This is a genomic window from Streptomyces sp. NPDC058221, assembly GCF_042882365.1.
In the GTDB taxonomy this organism is placed as follows: domain Bacteria; phylum Actinomycetota; class Actinomycetes; order Streptomycetales; family Streptomycetaceae; genus Streptomyces.
The window spans coordinates 1-17,481 of the sequence record NZ_JBHVWF010000155.1; the positions used below are offsets into that span (position 1 = coordinate 1).

A 17,481-nucleotide genomic window follows, 5' to 3' on the forward strand; every position below is an offset into this window, starting at 1 on the left:
CAACCGTAGGCTCGCCCCTGATGCCCGAAGAACATGCAGAGCCCCAAAACCGGTCCGCCGTCCGCTCCCTGGTGCGGCTGTGGCCGTACGTGAAGCCGGTACGGGCCCGGCTGTCCGGTGCGGCCGTCGTCGCGATCCTCGCCTCCTGTCTCGGCCTGGTGATCCCACTCGTGCTGAAGTGGATCGTCGACGGCCCGGTCGCCGACCGGGATCCCGGCGGGGTCTGGCTCGGTGCGCTGTACCTGCTGCTGCTCGGGATCGCCGAGGCGTTCCTGTTCGGGCTGCGGCGCTGGATGGTGGCGCGCCCGCTGGCCGGCGTCGAGGCGTCGATGCGGGCCGATCTCTACCGGCATCTGCAACGCCTGCCGGTGGCCTTCCACGACCGCTGGCCGTCGGGCCAGCTGCTGTCGCGCGGGACCACGGACCTGATGCTGGTACGGATGTTCCTGGCCTTCCCGCTGACCTTTCTGGTGGTCAACTCCACCACGGTCCTGGTCGGTTTCGTGATCCTGCTGGTCCAGGAGTGGACGCTCGGCCTGGTGCTGCTCATCCCCGTGGTGCCGCTGATGGTCGTCTGCTCGGTCTTCGAATCGAAGTACGCGCTGGTGGCGCGCAGGGCGCAGGACCAGGTCGGCGATCTGACGACGGTGGTCGAGGAGAGTGTCCTCGGCATCCGGATCGTCAAGGGCTTCGGCCGGCACCGCAGCCAGGCCCTGGCCTTCCGCGCCCTCTCGAAGCGGCTGCGCACCACGGAGCTCGACAAGGCACGGCTGCTCGCGGGCATCTGGGCCCTCATCACGACGATCCCCGAACTCGCCATCGGGGCGGCCCTGGTGTTCGGCACCATCGAGGTCGCGGACGGCGGGCTCTCGGCGGGCACGCTGGTCGCGTTCCTCTCCACGGCGCTGGCGCTGCGCTGGCCGGTCGAGTCGATCGGATTCCTGCTGGCGATGAGCCAGGAGTCGGCGACGGCGACCGAGCGGTTCTTCGAAGTGATGGACGTGGCCGAGGAGGAGGACACCGCCGCACCCGGGAACACCTCGCCCGGTGAGGTCTCCGAGGCCGGCGGCATGGTCTTCGAGGGCGTCCGGTTCCGCTACCCGGACGCGGAGGAGGGGTCCGCCCCCGTACTGTCCCGGATCGATCTGCGGATCCGTCCCGGCGAGACGATGGCCCTGGTCGGGGCCACGGGCTGCGGCAAGACCACGCTCACCGCGCTCGTTCCCCGGCTGCACGACGCCACGTCCGGCCGGATCACCCTGGACGGCGAGGACATCACCGCGATGCCGCGCGAGCGGCTGCGGGAACTGGTGTCCGTGGCGTTCGAGGAACCGACGCTCTTCTCGGCGAGCGTCGGGGAGAACGTCCTGATGGGCGCCGAGGGCGCCGACGAGGACGCCTTGCGGCGGGCGCTCTCGGTCGCGCAGGCCGATTTCGTCCACGACCTGCCGCACGGGGTCGACACCCAGGTCGGCGAGCAGGGGCTGAGTCTCTCCGGCGGTCAGCGCCAACGCCTCGCGCTGGCCCGCGCCGTCGTCGGCCGGCCGCGGTTCCTGGTGCTCGACGACCCGCTCTCCGCACTGGACGTGCACACCGAGACGCTGGTCGAGGCCGCGCTGCGGAGCGTGCTGCGGGAGACCACGGCGGTGGTGGTCGCCCACCGGCCGTCCACCGTGATGCTCGCGGACCGGGTGGCGCTCCTTTCGGAGGGCCGGATCAGTGCGGTCGGCACCCATCAGGAACTGCTGCGCGGCAATGCCGAGTACGCCTTGCTGATGTCCGGCGCCGAGACGCCGTCCGGCGAGGACCTCACCGGCGTGACCCCCGCGGTCGCACCGGCCGACGACATTGCGGGGGCGGACGCCGCTGCCGAGGGGAGCAGTACCCGATGACAAGCACCACGACCGGTCGTCCCGAGGGACCTGGCGGCAGCGAGCGGGACGAGGAAACCGGCCCCGCACCGGCCCAGGAGCCGGCGGCCGAGGCCCCGGCGAAGCGGCCCGGGGACCCGTTCGACCGTGACGACCTGCCCACTCCCCGGGGCGCGACGCGCGAGCTGCTCCTCTCGCTGCTGCGCCCGCACCGGCGCCGCGTCGTGGTGGCCGCGCTGTTCCTGCTGGTCCAGCAGATCGCGGTACAGACCGGTCCGCTGCTCGTCGCGTACGCCATCGACAGCGGGGTGCCCGCGTTCCGGGACAAGGACTACGGGCCGCTGATCGCCGTGGCCGTCGGCTACGGCCTGTGCTCCGTCGGCGCGGGCGCCATGCAGTACGCCTTCATCCGGGCCTCCGCCGGGATCAACCAGGACGCCCTGCTCGATCTGCGCGGCCGGATCTTCCGGCATGCCCAGGCGCTGAGTGTGGACTTCCACGAGCGGTACACCTCGGGCCGGCTGATCTCCCGCTCCACCACCGATGTGGAGTCACTGCGAGAGCTGCTCAGCGAGGGGCTCCAGGAGCTGATCGGGGTCGTCCTCTCCTTCGTCTCGATCTCCGTGATGCTGCTCTGGCTGGATTTCGCGACGGGCGCCGTCGCCGTGCTCTCGTTCGTCCCGCTGTATCTGCTGGTGCGCCTCTACCAGCGCCGGGCCGGAGCGATCTTCGCCGCGCGGTCGACGGCCATCGCCGGCGTCATCGTGAAGTTCGCGGAGACGATGAACGGCATCCGTCCCGTCCAGGCCTTCCGCCGCGAGCCGGTCAACGACACGGCCTTCCGGCGGCTGAACCACGAGCACCGGCGCGTCAACGGCGACGCGATGCTGGAGAACGCGCGGTACGTCATCGGCTCCCGGCTGGTCGCCAACACCGCGGTGGCCGCGATCGTGCTGTGGGGTGCCTACCGCGTCGCCTCCGGCACCCTCGCGCTCGGCGTGCTGGCCGCGGTGGTGCTGTACCTGCGCCGGCTCTACGACCCGATCGACCGGCTCAGCATGTTCCTCAACTCCTATCAGTCGGCGGCGGCCTCGCTGGAGAAGATCGCGGGTCTGCTGGCCCAGACCCCCACGGTCCCGGAGGCCCTGGAACCGCGGGAGCTGTCGCCGCTCACGGGCGAACTCCCGGGCCGCGCGGTGGTCTTCGACTCGGTGCGCTTCGCCTACCGCACGGGTGGTGAGGTGCTGCCCCGCTTCGATCTGACCGTTCCGGCGGGGCAGACTGTGGCGGTGGTCGGTTCGACGGGCGCCGGGAAGTCGACGCTCGCCAAGCTGCTGGCCCGTTTCTACGACCCGACCGAGGGCCGGGTGCTGCTGGACGGGACCGACCTGCGTGATCTCGCCGTCCCCGAACTGCGGCGCGGGGTGGTGATGGTGACCCAGGAGGCGTTCCTGTTCTCGGGGACCGTCGCCGAGAACATCGCCATCGGCAGTCCCGACGCGAGCCGTGAGGAGATCGAGCAGGCCGCCAAGGCGATCGGCGCCCACGATTTCATCAGCACCCTGCCCGACGGATACGACACCGACGTACGCAAGAGGGGCGGCCGGATCTCGGCCGGTCAGCGCCAGTTGGTCGCCTTCGCCCGCGCCCTGCTCGCGAACCCGGCGGTGCTGATCCTCGACGAGGCGACCAGCTCCCTCGACATCCCGGGCGAGCGGGCGGTGCAGCGGGCGATGGACACCGTGCTGCACGGCCGCACCGCCGTGGTGATCGCCCACCGGCTGTCGACCGTGGAGATCGCGGACCGGGTCCTGGTGATGGAGCACGGCCGCATCGTGGAGGACGGCACCCCGTCCGAACTCATCGGCGGCACCGGCCGGTTCGCGGGTCTGCACCGCGTGTGGCGGGAGAGCCTGGTCTGAGGGGGCGGCGTCCGGCACCCGGCCCGCGCTGCGGGCCGGGTGCCTGCCGTCATCGCCCTTCCACAGCCACGCGTCCGGGCGTGCCGCCCGGCAGCTCCGCCGCGAGCGGGGCCTCCGGCAGCCGGCCCTCCTCCGGTCCGGGCTCGCCGGCCCGCCGCAGCACCACGGCCGAGATCAGCGCCGCCACCGCCATCGCCGCTGCCGCGCCCGCCGCAGCCGCGTTCAGACCGTGGGTGAAGGCGTCGAACGCGGCGGAGAGCAGCGCGTCCCCGTCGTGCGACGGAAGGTCCCGGGCCGCGGCGACCGCGCCGCCCAGGGTCTCCCGCGCGGCGTCGGGGGCGCCCGGCACGGCGTCGGTCATATCGCGCCCGTAGACGACCGCGCCGAGCGAACCCAGCAGCGCCATGCCCAGCGCCCCGCCCAGCTCCTGGCCCGATTCGAGGACGGCCGCGGCGGAGCCCGCGCGCTCGGGTGGCGCGGCGCCCAGGGCGAGTTCGTTGGCCAGCGTCATCGCCGCGACCAGGCCGCCCGCGTAGACGGCCGAGCCCGCCAGCGTCACCCAGAGCGGGGAGCCGGTCCGGGTCCCGGTGAGCCAGAGGAAGCCCGCAGCCGAGACAACGAACCCGCCCGCCATGACGTATCCGCGGTCCACGCGCTTGGCGAGCGCTCCGGCGGCCGGTGCGGCGACGATGACACCGAGGGACGGCACCAGGCTCCACATCGCGGCCTCGAAGGGGCTCTTGCCGAGGACGGACTGGACGTACTGCGAGAAGAACGCGGCGAAGCCGATCGTGGCGGCCATCGCCAGCAGGTTCACGAGCACCGAGCCTCCGTAGGCGCGGCGGCGCAGGAGCGCGAGGTCGACCATCGGGTGGGCGAGCCGGTTCTGGCGGCGGACGAACAGAAGTCCGAGGACGAGTCCGACGGTGATGCCGAGGGCCGGAAGCGGCCGGTAGCCGTGCTTGGCGATCTCCTTGATGCCGTGGATCAACGGAAGCAGGGCAGCCAGCGAGAGCACGGCGCTCAGGACGTCGAACCGCGCCTTCACCGGGCTCCGGGACTCCGGCAGCAGGACCGGAGCCAGCGCGAGAAGGAGCGCCATCGCCGGCAGGTTGATCAGGAACACCGCGCCCCACCGGAAGTGTTCGAGGAGGATGCCGCTGACGACCGGCCCGACGGAGATCCCGGTGGCCATGACGGTCGTCCACACCGCGACGGCCCGGGACCTCTGCTCCCTGTCGTGGAACAGGTTGCGGACGAGCGCCAGCGTGGACGGCATCAGACAGGCGCCACCCACCCCGAGCAGCGCACGGGCCGCGATGAGCGCCTCCGCGGACTGTGCGAGGGCGGCGGCGAGTGATGCGGCGGCGAAGACGACGGTGCCGCCCATCAGCACCTTCCGGCGGCCGATCCGGTCGCCGAGCGCCCCCATCGTGATGAGCAGCCCGGCCAGGACGAAGCCGTACATGTCGAGGATCCACAACTGCTGCGTGGAGCCGGGCTCCAGATCGGCGCCGATGGCGGGCAGCGCGTAGAACAGGATGGAGACGTCCATGGATACGAAGAGCAGCGGCAGCATCAGCACGCCGAGTGCGGTCCATTCACGGCGTCCCGCAAGGGCGGCCGGCGGTGAGGAAGTCATGCCGGGAGCACAGCAGTGGGCCCACGTACATCACAAACAGCGCCGTAGTGCATCGCCCTGCGGGGCCGTCGACCGTGACTGATCCGGGCAGTTCAGGGCGGTGTACAGCGTTCGCGGTGCACTAGTACAGTCCACTCCGTGCCGACCGAACCGCCCTACCTCAGGATCGCCGCCGAGCTGCGCCGGAGGATGGCCTCCGGCGAACTCGCCCCGGGTGACCGGGTGCCCTCGACCCGCGCCGTCGTCCGGGAGTGGGGTGTCGCGATGGCGACGGCCACCAAGGCGTTGTCCGTACTGCGCGCGGAGGGTCTCGTACGGGCCGTTCCGGGCATCGGGACCGTCGTCGAGGACCGGATCTCACCCGTCGCCGCCGGGGGCGGCCCGGCGCTGAGCCGCGACCGGATCGTCCGCACCGCCGTCGAACTGGCCGACTCCGAGGGCCTTTCCGCCGTATCGATGCGCCGGATCGCGACCATCCTGGCCACCTCCACCATGGCCCTGTACCGCCATGTTCCGGGCAAGGCCGAACTGGTGCGGCTGATGTCGGAGGCGGCCTTCGGCGAACGTCCGCTGGGCCCCGTTCCGCACCACTGGCGGACCGGTCTCGAACTCGCCGCCCGCTGGCTGCGCGCGGTGTACGGGCGTCATCCGTGGATGGCGCAGGCGATGGCCTCCTTCACCCGGCCCACGGCCTCCCCCCACGCGATGCGATACACGGAGTGGACGCTGAGGGCCCTCAAGGACACCGGGCTCCCTCCGCACGCCAAGCTCCACACCCACCTCACCCTCTTCGCCTATGTGCAGGGGCTGGCCCTGGCCGCCGACATGGAGGCGCAGGCGCGCCAGGACACCGGACTGTCCGACGAGGAGTGGATGGCGCGGAACGAGCCACAGTTCGACGCCATCTCAACAGGTGGGAACTTCCAGGTTCTCCACACTCTTTTCGAACACGACACCTTCGAGCTCGACCTCGACACACTCTTCGAATTCGGGCTACAGAGGACGCTGGACGGCATCGCGGTGATGATCGGCGAAACGTCCGCTTAACGAACATGACCATTACGGCAACGGACGAATTCCGGCCATCTTGTTGACGCGGTCCTGACAGATACGTCCCTCTGCTGACACTGTTCACCCCGTTCTGCGCACTGCCTGCTCTGCCCGGACGGCTCACCCAGCCGCCGGTACCCCCCTTGCAGAAGGAGTCCGCGTGAGATCCACGCCCAGCCGTCGTGCCACCGCGACCGGCGCTCTGATAGCCGCAGCAGCTCTTCTGGCCGCCGGAGTCCAGACCGGCACAGCCACCGCAACACCGGCAGGCGCCACCGGCGCCGCCGCAGCAGCCTCGGCCGGTGCCGATCACGGCGCTCTGGCCAAGCAGCTCTCCCCCTCCCAGCGCGCGGAGCTGATCCGCGACGCGAACGCGAGCAGGGCGGCCACCGCCAAGGACCTCGGTCTCGGCTCGCAGGAGAAGCTCGTCGTCCGGGACGTGATCCAGGACAACGACGGCACCACACACACCCGTTACGAGCGCACCTTCAGCGGACTCCCGGTCCTCGGCGGCGACCTGATCGTCCAGACGTCGAAGGCAGGCGCGACCCAGGGCGTCACCAAGGCGTCCAAGGCGACCACCGCCCAGCTGAAGGCCGTGGGCACGACCGCGGAGGTCGCGCCGGCGGCGGCCGAGAAGCAGGCGCTCGGCGCGGCGAAGGCCGACGGCTCGGCGAAGACCGCCGCCGAGAAGGCGCCGCGCAAGGTCGTCTGGATGGCGTCGGGCAAGCCGCAGCTCGCCTACGAGACCGTGGTCGGCGGGCTCCAGGACGACGGCACCCCGAACGCCCTCCACGTCGTCACGGATGCCACGACCGGCGCGAAGCTCTACGAGTGGCAGGCCATCGAGAAGGGCACCGGCAACACCGAGTACAGCGGGCAGGTCACCCTCAACACCTCCGGGTCGTACAACCTGACCGACACCACCCGCGGCAACCACAAGACGTACAACCTGAAGAACGGTACGTCCGGCACGGGCACCCTCTTCTCCGGCTCGGACGACATCTGGGGTGACGGCACCCCCCAGAACGCCGAGACCGCCGCGGCCGACGCCCACTACGGTGCGGCCGAGACCTGGGACTACTACAAGAACGTGCACGGCCGGACGGGTATCCGGGGTGACGGCGTCGGGGCGTACTCGCGAGTCCACTACGGCAACAGCTACGTCAACGCCTTCTGGGACGACAGCTGCTTCTGCATGACGTACGGCGACGGCAGCGGGAACGCCTCACCGCTGACCGCACTGGACGTGGCCGCGCACGAGATGACGCACGGCGTCACCTCGAACACCGCCGGCCTGAACTACAGCGGTGAGTCGGGCGGCCTCAACGAGGCGACCAGCGACATCTTCGCCACCGCCGTCGAGTTCTACGCCGACAACGCCAGCGACAAGGGCGACTACCTCATCGGCGAGAAGATCGACATCAACGGCGACGGCACCCCGCTGCGCTACCAGGACAAGCCGAGCAAGGACGGCGCGTCCAAGGACGCCTGGTACTCGGGCCTCGGGAACGTCGACGTCCACTACTCGTCGGGCCCGGCCAACCACTTCTTCTACCTTCTCTCCGAAGGCAGCGGCGCCAAGACCATCAACGGGGTCTCGTACGACTCCCCGACCTCCGACGGCCTGCCGGTGACCGGCATCGGCCGCGACAAGGCCGCCCTGATCTGGTTCAAGGCGCTCACCACGAAGTTCAGCTCGACGACGAACTACGCGGGCGCCCGCACGGGCACGCTCGCCGCGGCCGGTGAGCTGTACGGCACGACCAGTGCCGAGTACAAGGCCGTGGCCGATGCCTGGGCCGGCATCAACGTCGGCTCGCGCCCCGGCGGCGACACCGACCCCGGTGGCACCGTCTTCGAGAACACCACCGCGACGGCCATCCCGGACCACGGCTCGGCCGTCACCAGCTCGGTCAACGTCACCGGCCGTACCGGCAACGCCCCGAGCACCCTCAAGGCCGGCGTGGACATCACCCACACCTACCGCGGTGACCTCGTCCTCGACCTGGTCGCCCCGGACGGCACCGCCTACCGGCTGAAGAACTCCTCCTCCAGCGACTCGGCGGACAACGTCAAGACCACGTACACGGTCAACGCCTCGTCGGAGACGGCGAACGGTACCTGGAAGCTGAAGGTCCAGGACGTCTACTCGGGCGACACCGGGAAGATCAACAGCTTCAAGCTGACCTTCTGAACCACGCCCCACCGCATGCCTCGCAGCTGACGCGGCATCCCGCCCGGGAGGAGAACCCACTCCTCCCGGGCGGTCGCGCGCTCAGCCCGGGTTGTCCGCGTGGGTCAGCGTCTCCCAGGCGACGAACAGGTTGTCCGTCCCGGCGGGCCTGCGCTGCTCCGTGAGCGTCTGGGTGTTGGTCATCGCGATGCCCATCCGGTTGTGCAGCGCGTTGAACCCGACCTCGGTGACCGGGCCGAGGTTGTCCTTCAGCGATCCGCCGCAGAGCGAGGACGGAACGGCCTCCCCCAGCTGGTACTTGGCGTGCAGGCCGAGCGCGTGCCGCAGGCGGTCGGCGATCTCCGGGTAGAGGTCCTCGCCCTGGATCCGGCTGGTCTCCGCGATGTGCGAGATGGCGGAGAGGCCGTAGCCGGTGTGGGTGAGGTCGCGGCAGGTCTCCTGGGAGAGACCGTCCATGAAGGTCGACTGGCCCTGCCAGTAGTTGATGATCTTCTCGCGGGTGTCGAGACCGCTGCCGGGCGCGGTCTTCGGCAGCGCCCCGTCCGAGGTCAGATAGATGTACGCGGGAACACGTCCGCGGAACGTGCTGACCGCCTTGTCGTACGAGGTGCGGTCCTCCAGGAAGACCGAGATGCCGATCGCGGCCTCGGTCATGCTCAGTTCCCAGTTCCCGTTGCTGTTCGAGCCGTTGATGACCTTGGGCAGGTAGACGTCGCGCAGCATGGTGGAGAACCGGCCCGCGTTCGGCCAGCTGCTGTACGTGTACTTGATGATCTCGGCGGCCCGTGGCCAGGAGGAGCCGGCCCAGCCGGTCTGGAGGGGCGCGTTGCTGTTGGTGTGGTCCTTGATCACGGCCGACCAGGCGTCCATGATCTCGACGGCCTTCTGGGCGTACCGGCTGTCCTGCGTGATGTACCAGGCCAGCGAGAGGGTGTAGGCGGCTATCGCGTCCTCGCGCTCGTCGGTGCAGCCGTAGTTGGGGTCGGAGTAGGAGCCGCACTCGACGACCGCCCGCGGCTTGGCCGTCCGGGTGAGCGAGGCGTACTTGCTCCCCATCATCTGGTCGTACGCGCTCTTCCAGGGCTGCGCGCCGGCCTGCACCTTGTCCCGCACGAAGTCCAGCTGGGGGCGGCTGACGAGGACGCCGGGGTGGGTGAAGGCGGCGGGGGCCGCGACCGCCGCCGGGGAGGCCCGGTCCGGGACGGCCCGGCCGGCCGAGGCCGGGGCCATGGAGAAGCCGGTGATCAGTGCCGCGAGGGCGGTGGCGAGGCCGAGGCCGCGCCCGATGGTTCCGGTGCGCATGTGGGGGTGCCTTCCGGTGCGGAGGAGGTCCGGCGACTCGACTCGAAACCAGTGAAGTTCAGGAAGATGAAGTTCACAGACATGAATTCTGAGTCGAGTTGTGAACCCTGCGATGAGTGAGGAACTTAAATGCATCGCATGGACACGTCAAGCACCTGTGTTCAGAAAACGAAGGGCCCGGCACCGGTGGAGCGGTGCCGGGCCCTGTACGGGAGCGGGAGAACGGGACGTCAGGACGTCAGCGCATGAGCAGCCCCGCGCCCTCTCCGGCGGCCTCCGTCGGCTGGGCGACCAGGCCGAGTTCGGCACCACTGGCCAGCAGCCGGTGGGCGGGCAGCACCCGCACGGTGTACCCGTAGGGGCCGGTGCGGTCGAGGGCGAGCGGGCCGTCGTACAGCCAGCGGCCCTCCAGGTCCTGACCCCCGGCAGGCTTCAGCGGGAAGACCTGGGCGTCCGTGATGGCGTCGGCGGAGTCGACCCGGCCGGCCACCGCCTGCACCTCCACATCGTCCGGCTCCAGCGCCCCGAGGGTGATCCGGACCCGCAGGGCCAGCGTCGAGCCCAGCTCCGCCGAACCGCCCGCCTCGGTGGGCGTCACCGCCTCGACGTGGTCGACCGCCACCCGCGGCCAGGCCGCCCGGACCCTGGCCTTCCAGTCGGCGAGCTCCCGTGCGGCGGTGGCGTCCAGGGAGCGCTGGGCGAGGGCCGCTGGGGCGTACAGCCGCTCCACGTACTCCCGGACCATGCGCCCCGCGAGGACCTTGGGGCCGAGGGTGCCCAGCGTGCGGCGGACCATCTCGATCCAGCGGTCCGGGAGCCCTTCGCCCCCGTGGTCGTAGAAGCGCGGCGCCACCCGGTCCTCGATCAGCTCGTAGAGCGCGTTGGCCTCCAGATCGTCACGCCGGTCCTCGTCCATGGCGGAGCCGTCGGCCGTCGGGATCGCCCAGCCGAAGTCCGGCTCGAACCATTCGTCCCACCACCCGTCGAGAACGGACAGATTGAGACAGCCGTTGAGCGCGGCCTTCATCCCGCTCGTACCGCACGCCTCCAGCGGGCGCAGCGGGTTGTTCAGCCAGACGTCGCAGCCCGGGTAGAGCTTCTGGGCCATCGCCATCCCGTAGTCGGGCAGAAAGACGATGCGATGGCGCACCCTGGGGTCGTCGGAGAACCGGACCAGCTCCTGGACCAGCCGTTTCCCGCTGTCGTCGGCCGGATGTGCCTTGCCCGCGACGACGATCTGGATCGGCCGCTCCGGGTGGAGCAGCAGCCCCCGCAGCCGGTCGCGGTCACGGAGCATCAGCGTCAGCCGCTTGTACGAGGGCACCCGGCGGGCGAAGCCGATCGTCAGCACGTCGGGGTCCAGCACGCCGTCGATCCAGCCGAGTTCGGCGGGCTCCGCGCCCCGGGTCCGCCAGGAGGCGTGCAGCCGCTGCCGCACCTCGGTCACCAGCTGTTCGCGCAGCGTCCGCCGCAGGTCCCAGAGCTGCCGGTCGGGGATGCCGGCGGCGGAGTCCCAGCGCCCCGGGGTGCCGCCGGACTCGGTGCGCAGCCGGTAGATCTCGGGGGCGACCCAGGTGGGTGCGTGGACCCCGTTGGTCACGGAGGTGATCGGCACCTCCGGGGCGTCGAATCCCGGCCACAGCCCGGCGAACATTCCGCGGCTGACGGCCCCGTGCAGGGTGGAGACGCCGTTGGCCCGCTGGGCGAGCCGCAGGCCCATCACGGCCATGTTGAAGACGCCGGGGTCGCCGCCTTCGTAGGTCTCGTTGCCCAGGTGCAGGACGCGTTCGACGGATACGCCGGGCAGCTCCCCGTCGTCGCCGAAGTGCCGGGCGACGAGTTCGCGGTCGAACCGGTCGATCCCGGCCGGCACCGGCGTGTGGGTGGTGAAGACGGTGCCCGCCCGGACGGACTCCACGGCGGAGCCGAAGTCCAGGCCGGTGCCGGAGAGCTCCCGGATGCGTTCGAGGCCGAGGAAGCCGGCGTGGCCCTCGTTGGTGTGGAAGACCTCGGGCGCCGGGTGGCCGGTGAGACGGCAGTAGGTGCGCACGGCGCGCACCCCGCCGATGCCCAGCAGCATCTCCTGGAGCAGCCGGTGCTCGCTGCCGCCGCCGTAGAGCCGGTCGGTGACCTCGCGTTCGCCGGGGGCGTTCTCCTCCACGTCGGAGTCGAGCAGGAGGAGCGGCACCCGGCCCACCCGGGCCTGCCAGATCTGGGCGTGCAGCGACCGGCCGCCGGGGAGCGACAGGACCACCTCGCTCGGCGTGCCGTCGGCCTCACGCATCAGGGTGAGCGGCAGTTCGTTGGGGTCGAGGACGGGATAGTGCTCCTGCTGCCAGCCGTCCCGGGACAGGCTCTGGCGGAAGTAGCCGTGGCGGTAGAGCAGGCCGACGCCGACGAGGGGCACGCCCAGGTCACTGGCGGCCTTGAGATGGTCCCCGGCGAGGATGCCGAGTCCGCCGGAGTACTGGGGCAGCGCCGCGGTCACCCCGAACTCGGGCGAGAAATAGGCGATGGCGGCGGGCAGCCCGGCGCCCTGCGCCAGTTGTTCCTGGTACCACCTGGGGCCCTCCAGATAGTCCTGGAGACCGGCGGACACCTCGGTCAGACGGCGCAGGAAGCCTTCGTCGCGGGCCAGCTCGGCGAGCCGGCCCGCGGACACGGCTCCGAGCAGGCGCACGGGGTCGCCGTCCGCCGCCCGGCCGGCCACCGGGTCGACTTCCTGGAAGAGCTCACGGGTCTCGGTGTGCCAGGACCAGCGCAGGTTGCGCGCGAGGTCGCTGAGCGGTTGAAGGGGGTCGGGGAGGACGGGACGCACGGTGAATCGACGAATGGCCTTCACGTATTCCACCTTTACAGGGGACGTACGAATCCGAGGGGACGCACCACGGTGTGCGCCGCTCCGTCACCCTCGAAGGTAGCGGTGTGCGGCACTCGGCAACCACGGCGCACGGCCGTCCGGTGGCGTGCGACCCCGGCTGGCCGACCGCCCCTTACGCTCCGCCCTCCTGGGCACCGTTCGGCACGGGACGCAGATCCAGACACATCCGTCACAGGCGTTATGGCCGATTCCCTCCCCTCGTACGGCCTTGTGGGCCTTCGCCCCACAGGGAAGGCTGCCCAGTGGCGCCCGCAGTCCCCGCGTGCGCCGGCTTTCCGCGACCCCGCGCACGCGCGGCGGAGCCCGGCGCATTCAGACCGTCACAGATACGCCCGAGTAGTTAACACACCACCGGATTGGCCCACCGTCATCCATGGGAAGGCTTCTCCGGTACCCGGAACGAATGCATTCCGATGACCGCCGAACGCGATCCACTCAGGCCCACGGTCCATTCATCCGCCGTTCGGCGGCGATCCGCCCGCGGTTCGTATGCAATCGGTACGGCCCACGCGCATTCGGTCCACACCCGTGCACGACACCCGCGCCTCATCCATTCGAGTGCTATTCGAGTGAACGCGGACAGGAGCGGCCATGCCCACACCCCACCAGTCGTCAACGGAGCAGCTAGAAAGGACGGAACCCCACCGTCGCGGCGCGCGCGTCCAGCCCTCCGCAGCCGCAGCGCGCCCTGTTGAGTCCGAGCTCCAGTCCCCAGGTGATTCCATGATCGGTCGCATTCCCGTCCTCGACGTCCGCCCGCTCGTCGATTGCGGACGGAGGCCCGCCAAGGCTGTTTCCGGTGAAACCTTCCAGGTCACCGCGACCGTCTTCCGCGAGGGTCATGACGCGGTCGCGGCAGATGTCGTCCTGCGGGACCCGAGCGGGCGCCCGGGACCCTGGACCCCGATGCGCGAGCTCGCCCCGGGCACCGACCGCTGGGGCGCCGATGTGACCCCGGACGCCGAGGGCCGGTGGACGTACACCGTGGAGGCCTGGAGCGATCCGGTGACCACCTGGCGGCACACCGCCCGGATCAAGATCCCGGCGGGGATCGACATCGCGCTCGTCCTGGAGGAGGGCGCCGAGCTGTACGAGCGGGCCGCCGAGGGCGTGCCCAAGCGCGACGGGCGCGAGGCGGTGCTGTGTGCGGTGGACGCCCTGCGCGACACCTCCCGCCCGGCCGCCGCCCGGCTGGCCGCGGCGCTCACCCCCGAGGCCGGCGAGGCGCTGGCCCGCCACCCCCTGCGTGAGCTGGTCACCGCCTCGCGTCCGCACCCGCTCGTCGTCGAGCGCCGGCGCGCGCTGTTCGGCTCCTGGTACGAGCTGTTCCCCCGTTCCGAGGGCGCCAGGACCGAAGCGGCCGTGCCTGCCGAGCCGGCGGGCAAGGGCCGTTCGGCCAAGGCGCGGGCCGCCGCTGCGCAGCCGCCCCGGGTGGTCAGCGGCACCTTCCGCACGGCGGCCGAGCGGCTGCCGGCGGTCGCCGCGATGGGTTTCGACGTGGTCTACCTGCCACCGGTCCACCCCATCGGGACCACTCACCGCAAGGGCCCGAACAACTCCCTCTCCCCCGCGGCGCACGATGTGGGGGTGCCGTGGGCGATCGGCTCGGCCGAGGGCGGCCACGATGCCGTGCACCCCGATCTCGGCACCCTCGACGACTTCGACCATTTCGTGGAGACGGCCCATAACCTGCGCATGGAGATCGCACTGGATTTCGCCCTCCAGTGCTCCCCGGACCACCCCTGGGTCACCGAACACCCCGAGTGGTTCCATCACCGCACGGACGGCAGTATCGCCTACGCGGAGAACCCTCCCAAGAAATACCAGGACATCTATCCGATCGCCTTCGACAAGGATCTGCGCGGAATCGTCACGGAGACCGTCCGCATCCTTCGTTTCTGGATGGATCACGGAGTACGGATCTTCCGCGTCGACAATCCGCACACCAAACCGGTGATCTTCTGGGAGAAGGTGATCGCCGACATCAACCGCACCGATCCCGATGTGATCTTCCTGGCCGAGGCATTCACCCGTCCCGCGATGATGCACGCTCTCGCCACCATCGGATTCCAGCAGTCGTACACCTACTTCACCTGGCGCAACAGCCGGCAGGAAATCACGGATTACGTGACCGAACTGTCCGGTGAGACGGCCGCCTGCATGCGGCCCAATTTCTTCGTGAACACCCCCGACATCCTTCCGGGATATCTCCAGGAGGGCGGCAGGCCCGCCTTCGAGGCACGGGCGGTGCTCGCGGCGACGCTCTCCCCCACCTGGGGGGTGTACGCGGGGTACGAGCTCTGCGAGAACACCCCGATCCGCAGCGGCAGTGAGGAGTACCTCGACTCGGAGAAGTACGAGATCCGGCCCAGGGACTGGGAAGCCGCCGAGCGCGAAGGCCGGTCACTGGCCCCGCTCATCACCTCGCTCAACCGGATCAGGCGCCGCCACCCGGCGCTTCAGCAGCTGCGTGACGTGCACTTCCACTCGTCCGACAACGACGCCCTGATCGTGTACAGCAAGCGCTCCGGTTCGAACACCGTTCTGATGGTCGTCAACCTCGACCCGCACCACACCCAGGAGGCGACCGTCTCGTTGGACATGCCGCATCTCGGCCTCGACCGGCACGAGAGCGTGCCGGTGCGCGACGAGCTCACCGGCACTTCCTATCACTGGGGCAGGACCTTCTATGTGCGTCTGGAGCCGGGCGTGACGCCCGCGCACATCGCCGTCCTGCGACCGTCCCCGCCGACCGGAGGGTCACCCACACCATGATCGTCAACGAGCCCGTCCACGACACGTTCGAGGACACCCCGGCCAAGGACCGCGATCCCGACTGGTTCAAGCGTGCCGTCTTCTACGAGGTCCTCGTCCGTTCCTTCCAGGACTCCAACGGCGACGGCATCGGAGATCTGAAGGGGATCACCGCCAAACTGGACTACCTCCAGTGGCTGGGCGTCGACTGCCTCTGGCTGCCGCCGTTCTTCAAGTCGCCTCTGCGCGACGGCGGTTACGACGTCTCCGACTACACAGCCGTGCTGCCCGAGTTCGGCGATCTCGCCGACTTCGTCGAGTTCGTCGACGCGACGCACCAGCGCGGGATGCGCGTGATCATCGACTTCGTCATGAATCACACCAGCGATCAGCACGACTGGTTCCAGCAGTCCCGCACCGACCCCGAGGGCCCGTACGGCGACTACTACATCTGGGCCGACGACGACAAGCAGTTCCCCGACGCCCGGATCATCTTCGTCGACACCGAGACGTCCAACTGGACCTTCGACCCGGTGCGCAAGCAGTACTACTGGCACCGGTTCTTCTCGCACCAGCCCGACCTCAACTACGAGAACCCGGCCGTGCAGGAGGAGATCATCTCCGCGCTGCGGTTCTGGCTGGACCTCGGCATCGACGGTTTCCGGGTCGACGCCGTGCCCTACCTCTACCAGCGCGAGGGCACCAACTGCGAGAACCTCCCGGAGACCCACGACTTCCTCAAGCGGGTCCGCAAGGAGATCGACGCCAACTACCCGGACACCGTGCTGCTCGCCGAGGCCAACCAGTGGCCGGAGGACGTCGTCGACTACTTCGGCGACTACCGGGCCGGCGGCGACGAGTGCCACATGGCGTTCCACTTCCCCGTGATGCCACGGATCTTCATGGCCGTACGGCGGGAGAGCCGCTACCCGGTCTCGGAAATCCTGGCCAAGACACCGGCGATCCCGTCCGGCTGCCAGTGGGGCATCTTCCTGCGCAACCACGACGAGCTGACCCTCGAAATGGTCACGGACGAAGAACGCGACTACATGTACGCGGAGTACGCCAAGGATCCGCGGATGCGGGCCAACATCGGCATCCGGCGTCGGCTGGCGCCCCTGCTGGACAACGACCGCAACCAGATCGAGCTGTTCACCGCGCTGCTGATGTCCCTGCCCGGATCCCCGATCCTCTACTACGGGGACGAGATCGGGATGGGCGACAACATCTGGCTCGGCGACCGGGACGCCGTACGCACCCCGATGCAGTGGACGCCCGACCGGAACGCCGGCTTCTCCTCCAGCGACCCGGGACGGCTCTTCCTCCCCACGATCATGGACCCGGTCTACGGCTACCAGGTCACCAACGTGGAGGCGGCGATGGCCTCGCCGTCCTCGCTGCTGCACTGGACGCGCCGGATGATCGAGATCCGCAAGCAGAACCCGGCGTTCGGCCTCGGCTCGTACACCGAACTGCCCTCGTCCAACCCCGCGGTGCTCGCCTTCACCCGTGAGCACGGGGACGACCTCGTGCTGTGCGTGCACAACTTCTCGCGGTTCGCGCAGCCGACGGAGCTCGATCTGAGGTCCTTCAGCGGGCGTCATCCGGTGGAGCTGATCGGCGGGGTGCGCTTCCCCGCCATCGGTCAGTGGCCCTACCTGCTGACTCTCGCCGGACACGGCTTCTACTGGTTCCGCCTCCGCAAGGACGCGCCCGCCGCCTGACCGGGAGTCGCGGCACAGGCCCCGTGGGGGGCGGGTTTAGCCGCGCCGCCCCCGGGCAGCTACCCCCCAAAAGGAACAGTTGGGTCCCCTACATGTTTCAACTTGGGGGTTGGTTCCAGTGGGTGGTGGGGCGAGTGG

The 17,481-nt window shown here is 70.1% G+C and carries 9 protein-coding genes; 6 read left to right on the plus strand and 3 right to left on the minus strand.

The features are described 5' to 3' along the window. The first annotated feature begins 20 nt into the window (after positions 1 to 20). Positions 21 to 1,892, plus strand: coding sequence for an ABC transporter ATP-binding protein (locus ACFVW8_RS32930; protein ID WP_389696557.1), 1,872 nt, complete (start codon positions 21 to 23; stop codon positions 1,890 to 1,892). Continuing rightward, positions 1,889 to 3,793 carry an ABC transporter ATP-binding protein gene (locus ACFVW8_RS32935; RefSeq protein WP_389696559.1) on the plus strand — a complete coding sequence of 635 codons (1,905 nt, stop codon included), beginning with the start codon at positions 1,889 to 1,891 and terminating at the stop codon, positions 3,791 to 3,793. Before ACFVW8_RS32930 ends, ACFVW8_RS32935 begins: the two co-directional genes overlap by 4 nt. A 49-nt stretch (positions 3,794 to 3,842) precedes the next feature. Here ACFVW8_RS32935 and ACFVW8_RS32940 read toward each other — a convergent pair whose 3' ends face one another. Continuing rightward, the gene (locus tag ACFVW8_RS32940) at positions 3,843 to 5,435 is read right to left on the minus strand and encodes an MFS transporter (protein ID WP_389696561.1); all 1,593 of its coding nucleotides are present in this window, start codon (positions 5,433 to 5,435) and stop codon (positions 3,843 to 3,845) included. 138 nt (positions 5,436 to 5,573) lie between these two features. Here ACFVW8_RS32940 and ACFVW8_RS32945 point away from each other — a divergent pair, with 138 nt between their 5' ends. Further along, positions 5,574 to 6,482, plus strand: coding sequence for a TetR/AcrR family transcriptional regulator C-terminal domain-containing protein (locus ACFVW8_RS32945; RefSeq protein WP_389696563.1), 909 nt, complete (start codon positions 5,574 to 5,576; stop codon positions 6,480 to 6,482). A gap of 163 nt (positions 6,483 to 6,645) precedes the next feature. Beyond that, positions 6,646 to 8,682 (plus strand): M4 family metallopeptidase, encoded by a 2,037-nt coding sequence (locus ACFVW8_RS32950; RefSeq protein WP_389696565.1) that lies wholly within the window; start codon positions 6,646 to 6,648, stop codon positions 8,680 to 8,682. Positions 8,683 to 8,763: 81 nt separating this feature from the next. Here ACFVW8_RS32950 and ACFVW8_RS32955 read toward each other — a convergent pair whose 3' ends face one another. Both ACFVW8_RS32955 and glgP read right to left on the minus strand, forming a co-directional pair. Continuing rightward, the gene (locus ACFVW8_RS32955) at positions 8,764 to 9,984 is read right to left on the minus strand and encodes an alginate lyase family protein (protein WP_389696567.1); all 1,221 of its coding nucleotides are present in this window, start codon (positions 9,982 to 9,984) and stop codon (positions 8,764 to 8,766) included. A 238-nt stretch (positions 9,985 to 10,222) separates the two neighbouring features. After that, entirely contained in the window at positions 10,223 to 12,826 is a 2,604-nt protein-coding gene (gene glgP, locus ACFVW8_RS32960) for an alpha-glucan family phosphorylase (protein ID WP_389696569.1), read from the minus strand. A 762-nt stretch (positions 12,827 to 13,588) separates the two neighbouring features. Here glgP and ACFVW8_RS32965 point away from each other — a divergent pair. Further along, on the plus strand, positions 13,589 to 15,640 hold the full coding sequence (locus tag ACFVW8_RS32965) for an alpha-1,4-glucan--maltose-1-phosphate maltosyltransferase (RefSeq protein ID WP_389696571.1): 2,052 nt from the start codon (positions 13,589 to 13,591) through the stop codon (positions 15,638 to 15,640). After that, on the plus strand, positions 15,637 to 17,343 hold the full coding sequence (treS, locus tag ACFVW8_RS32970; RefSeq protein ID WP_389696573.1) for a maltose alpha-D-glucosyltransferase: 1,707 nt from the start codon (positions 15,637 to 15,639) through the stop codon (positions 17,341 to 17,343). Before ACFVW8_RS32965 ends, treS begins: the two co-directional genes overlap by 4 nt. Positions 17,344 to 17,481: the final 138 nt, after the last annotated feature.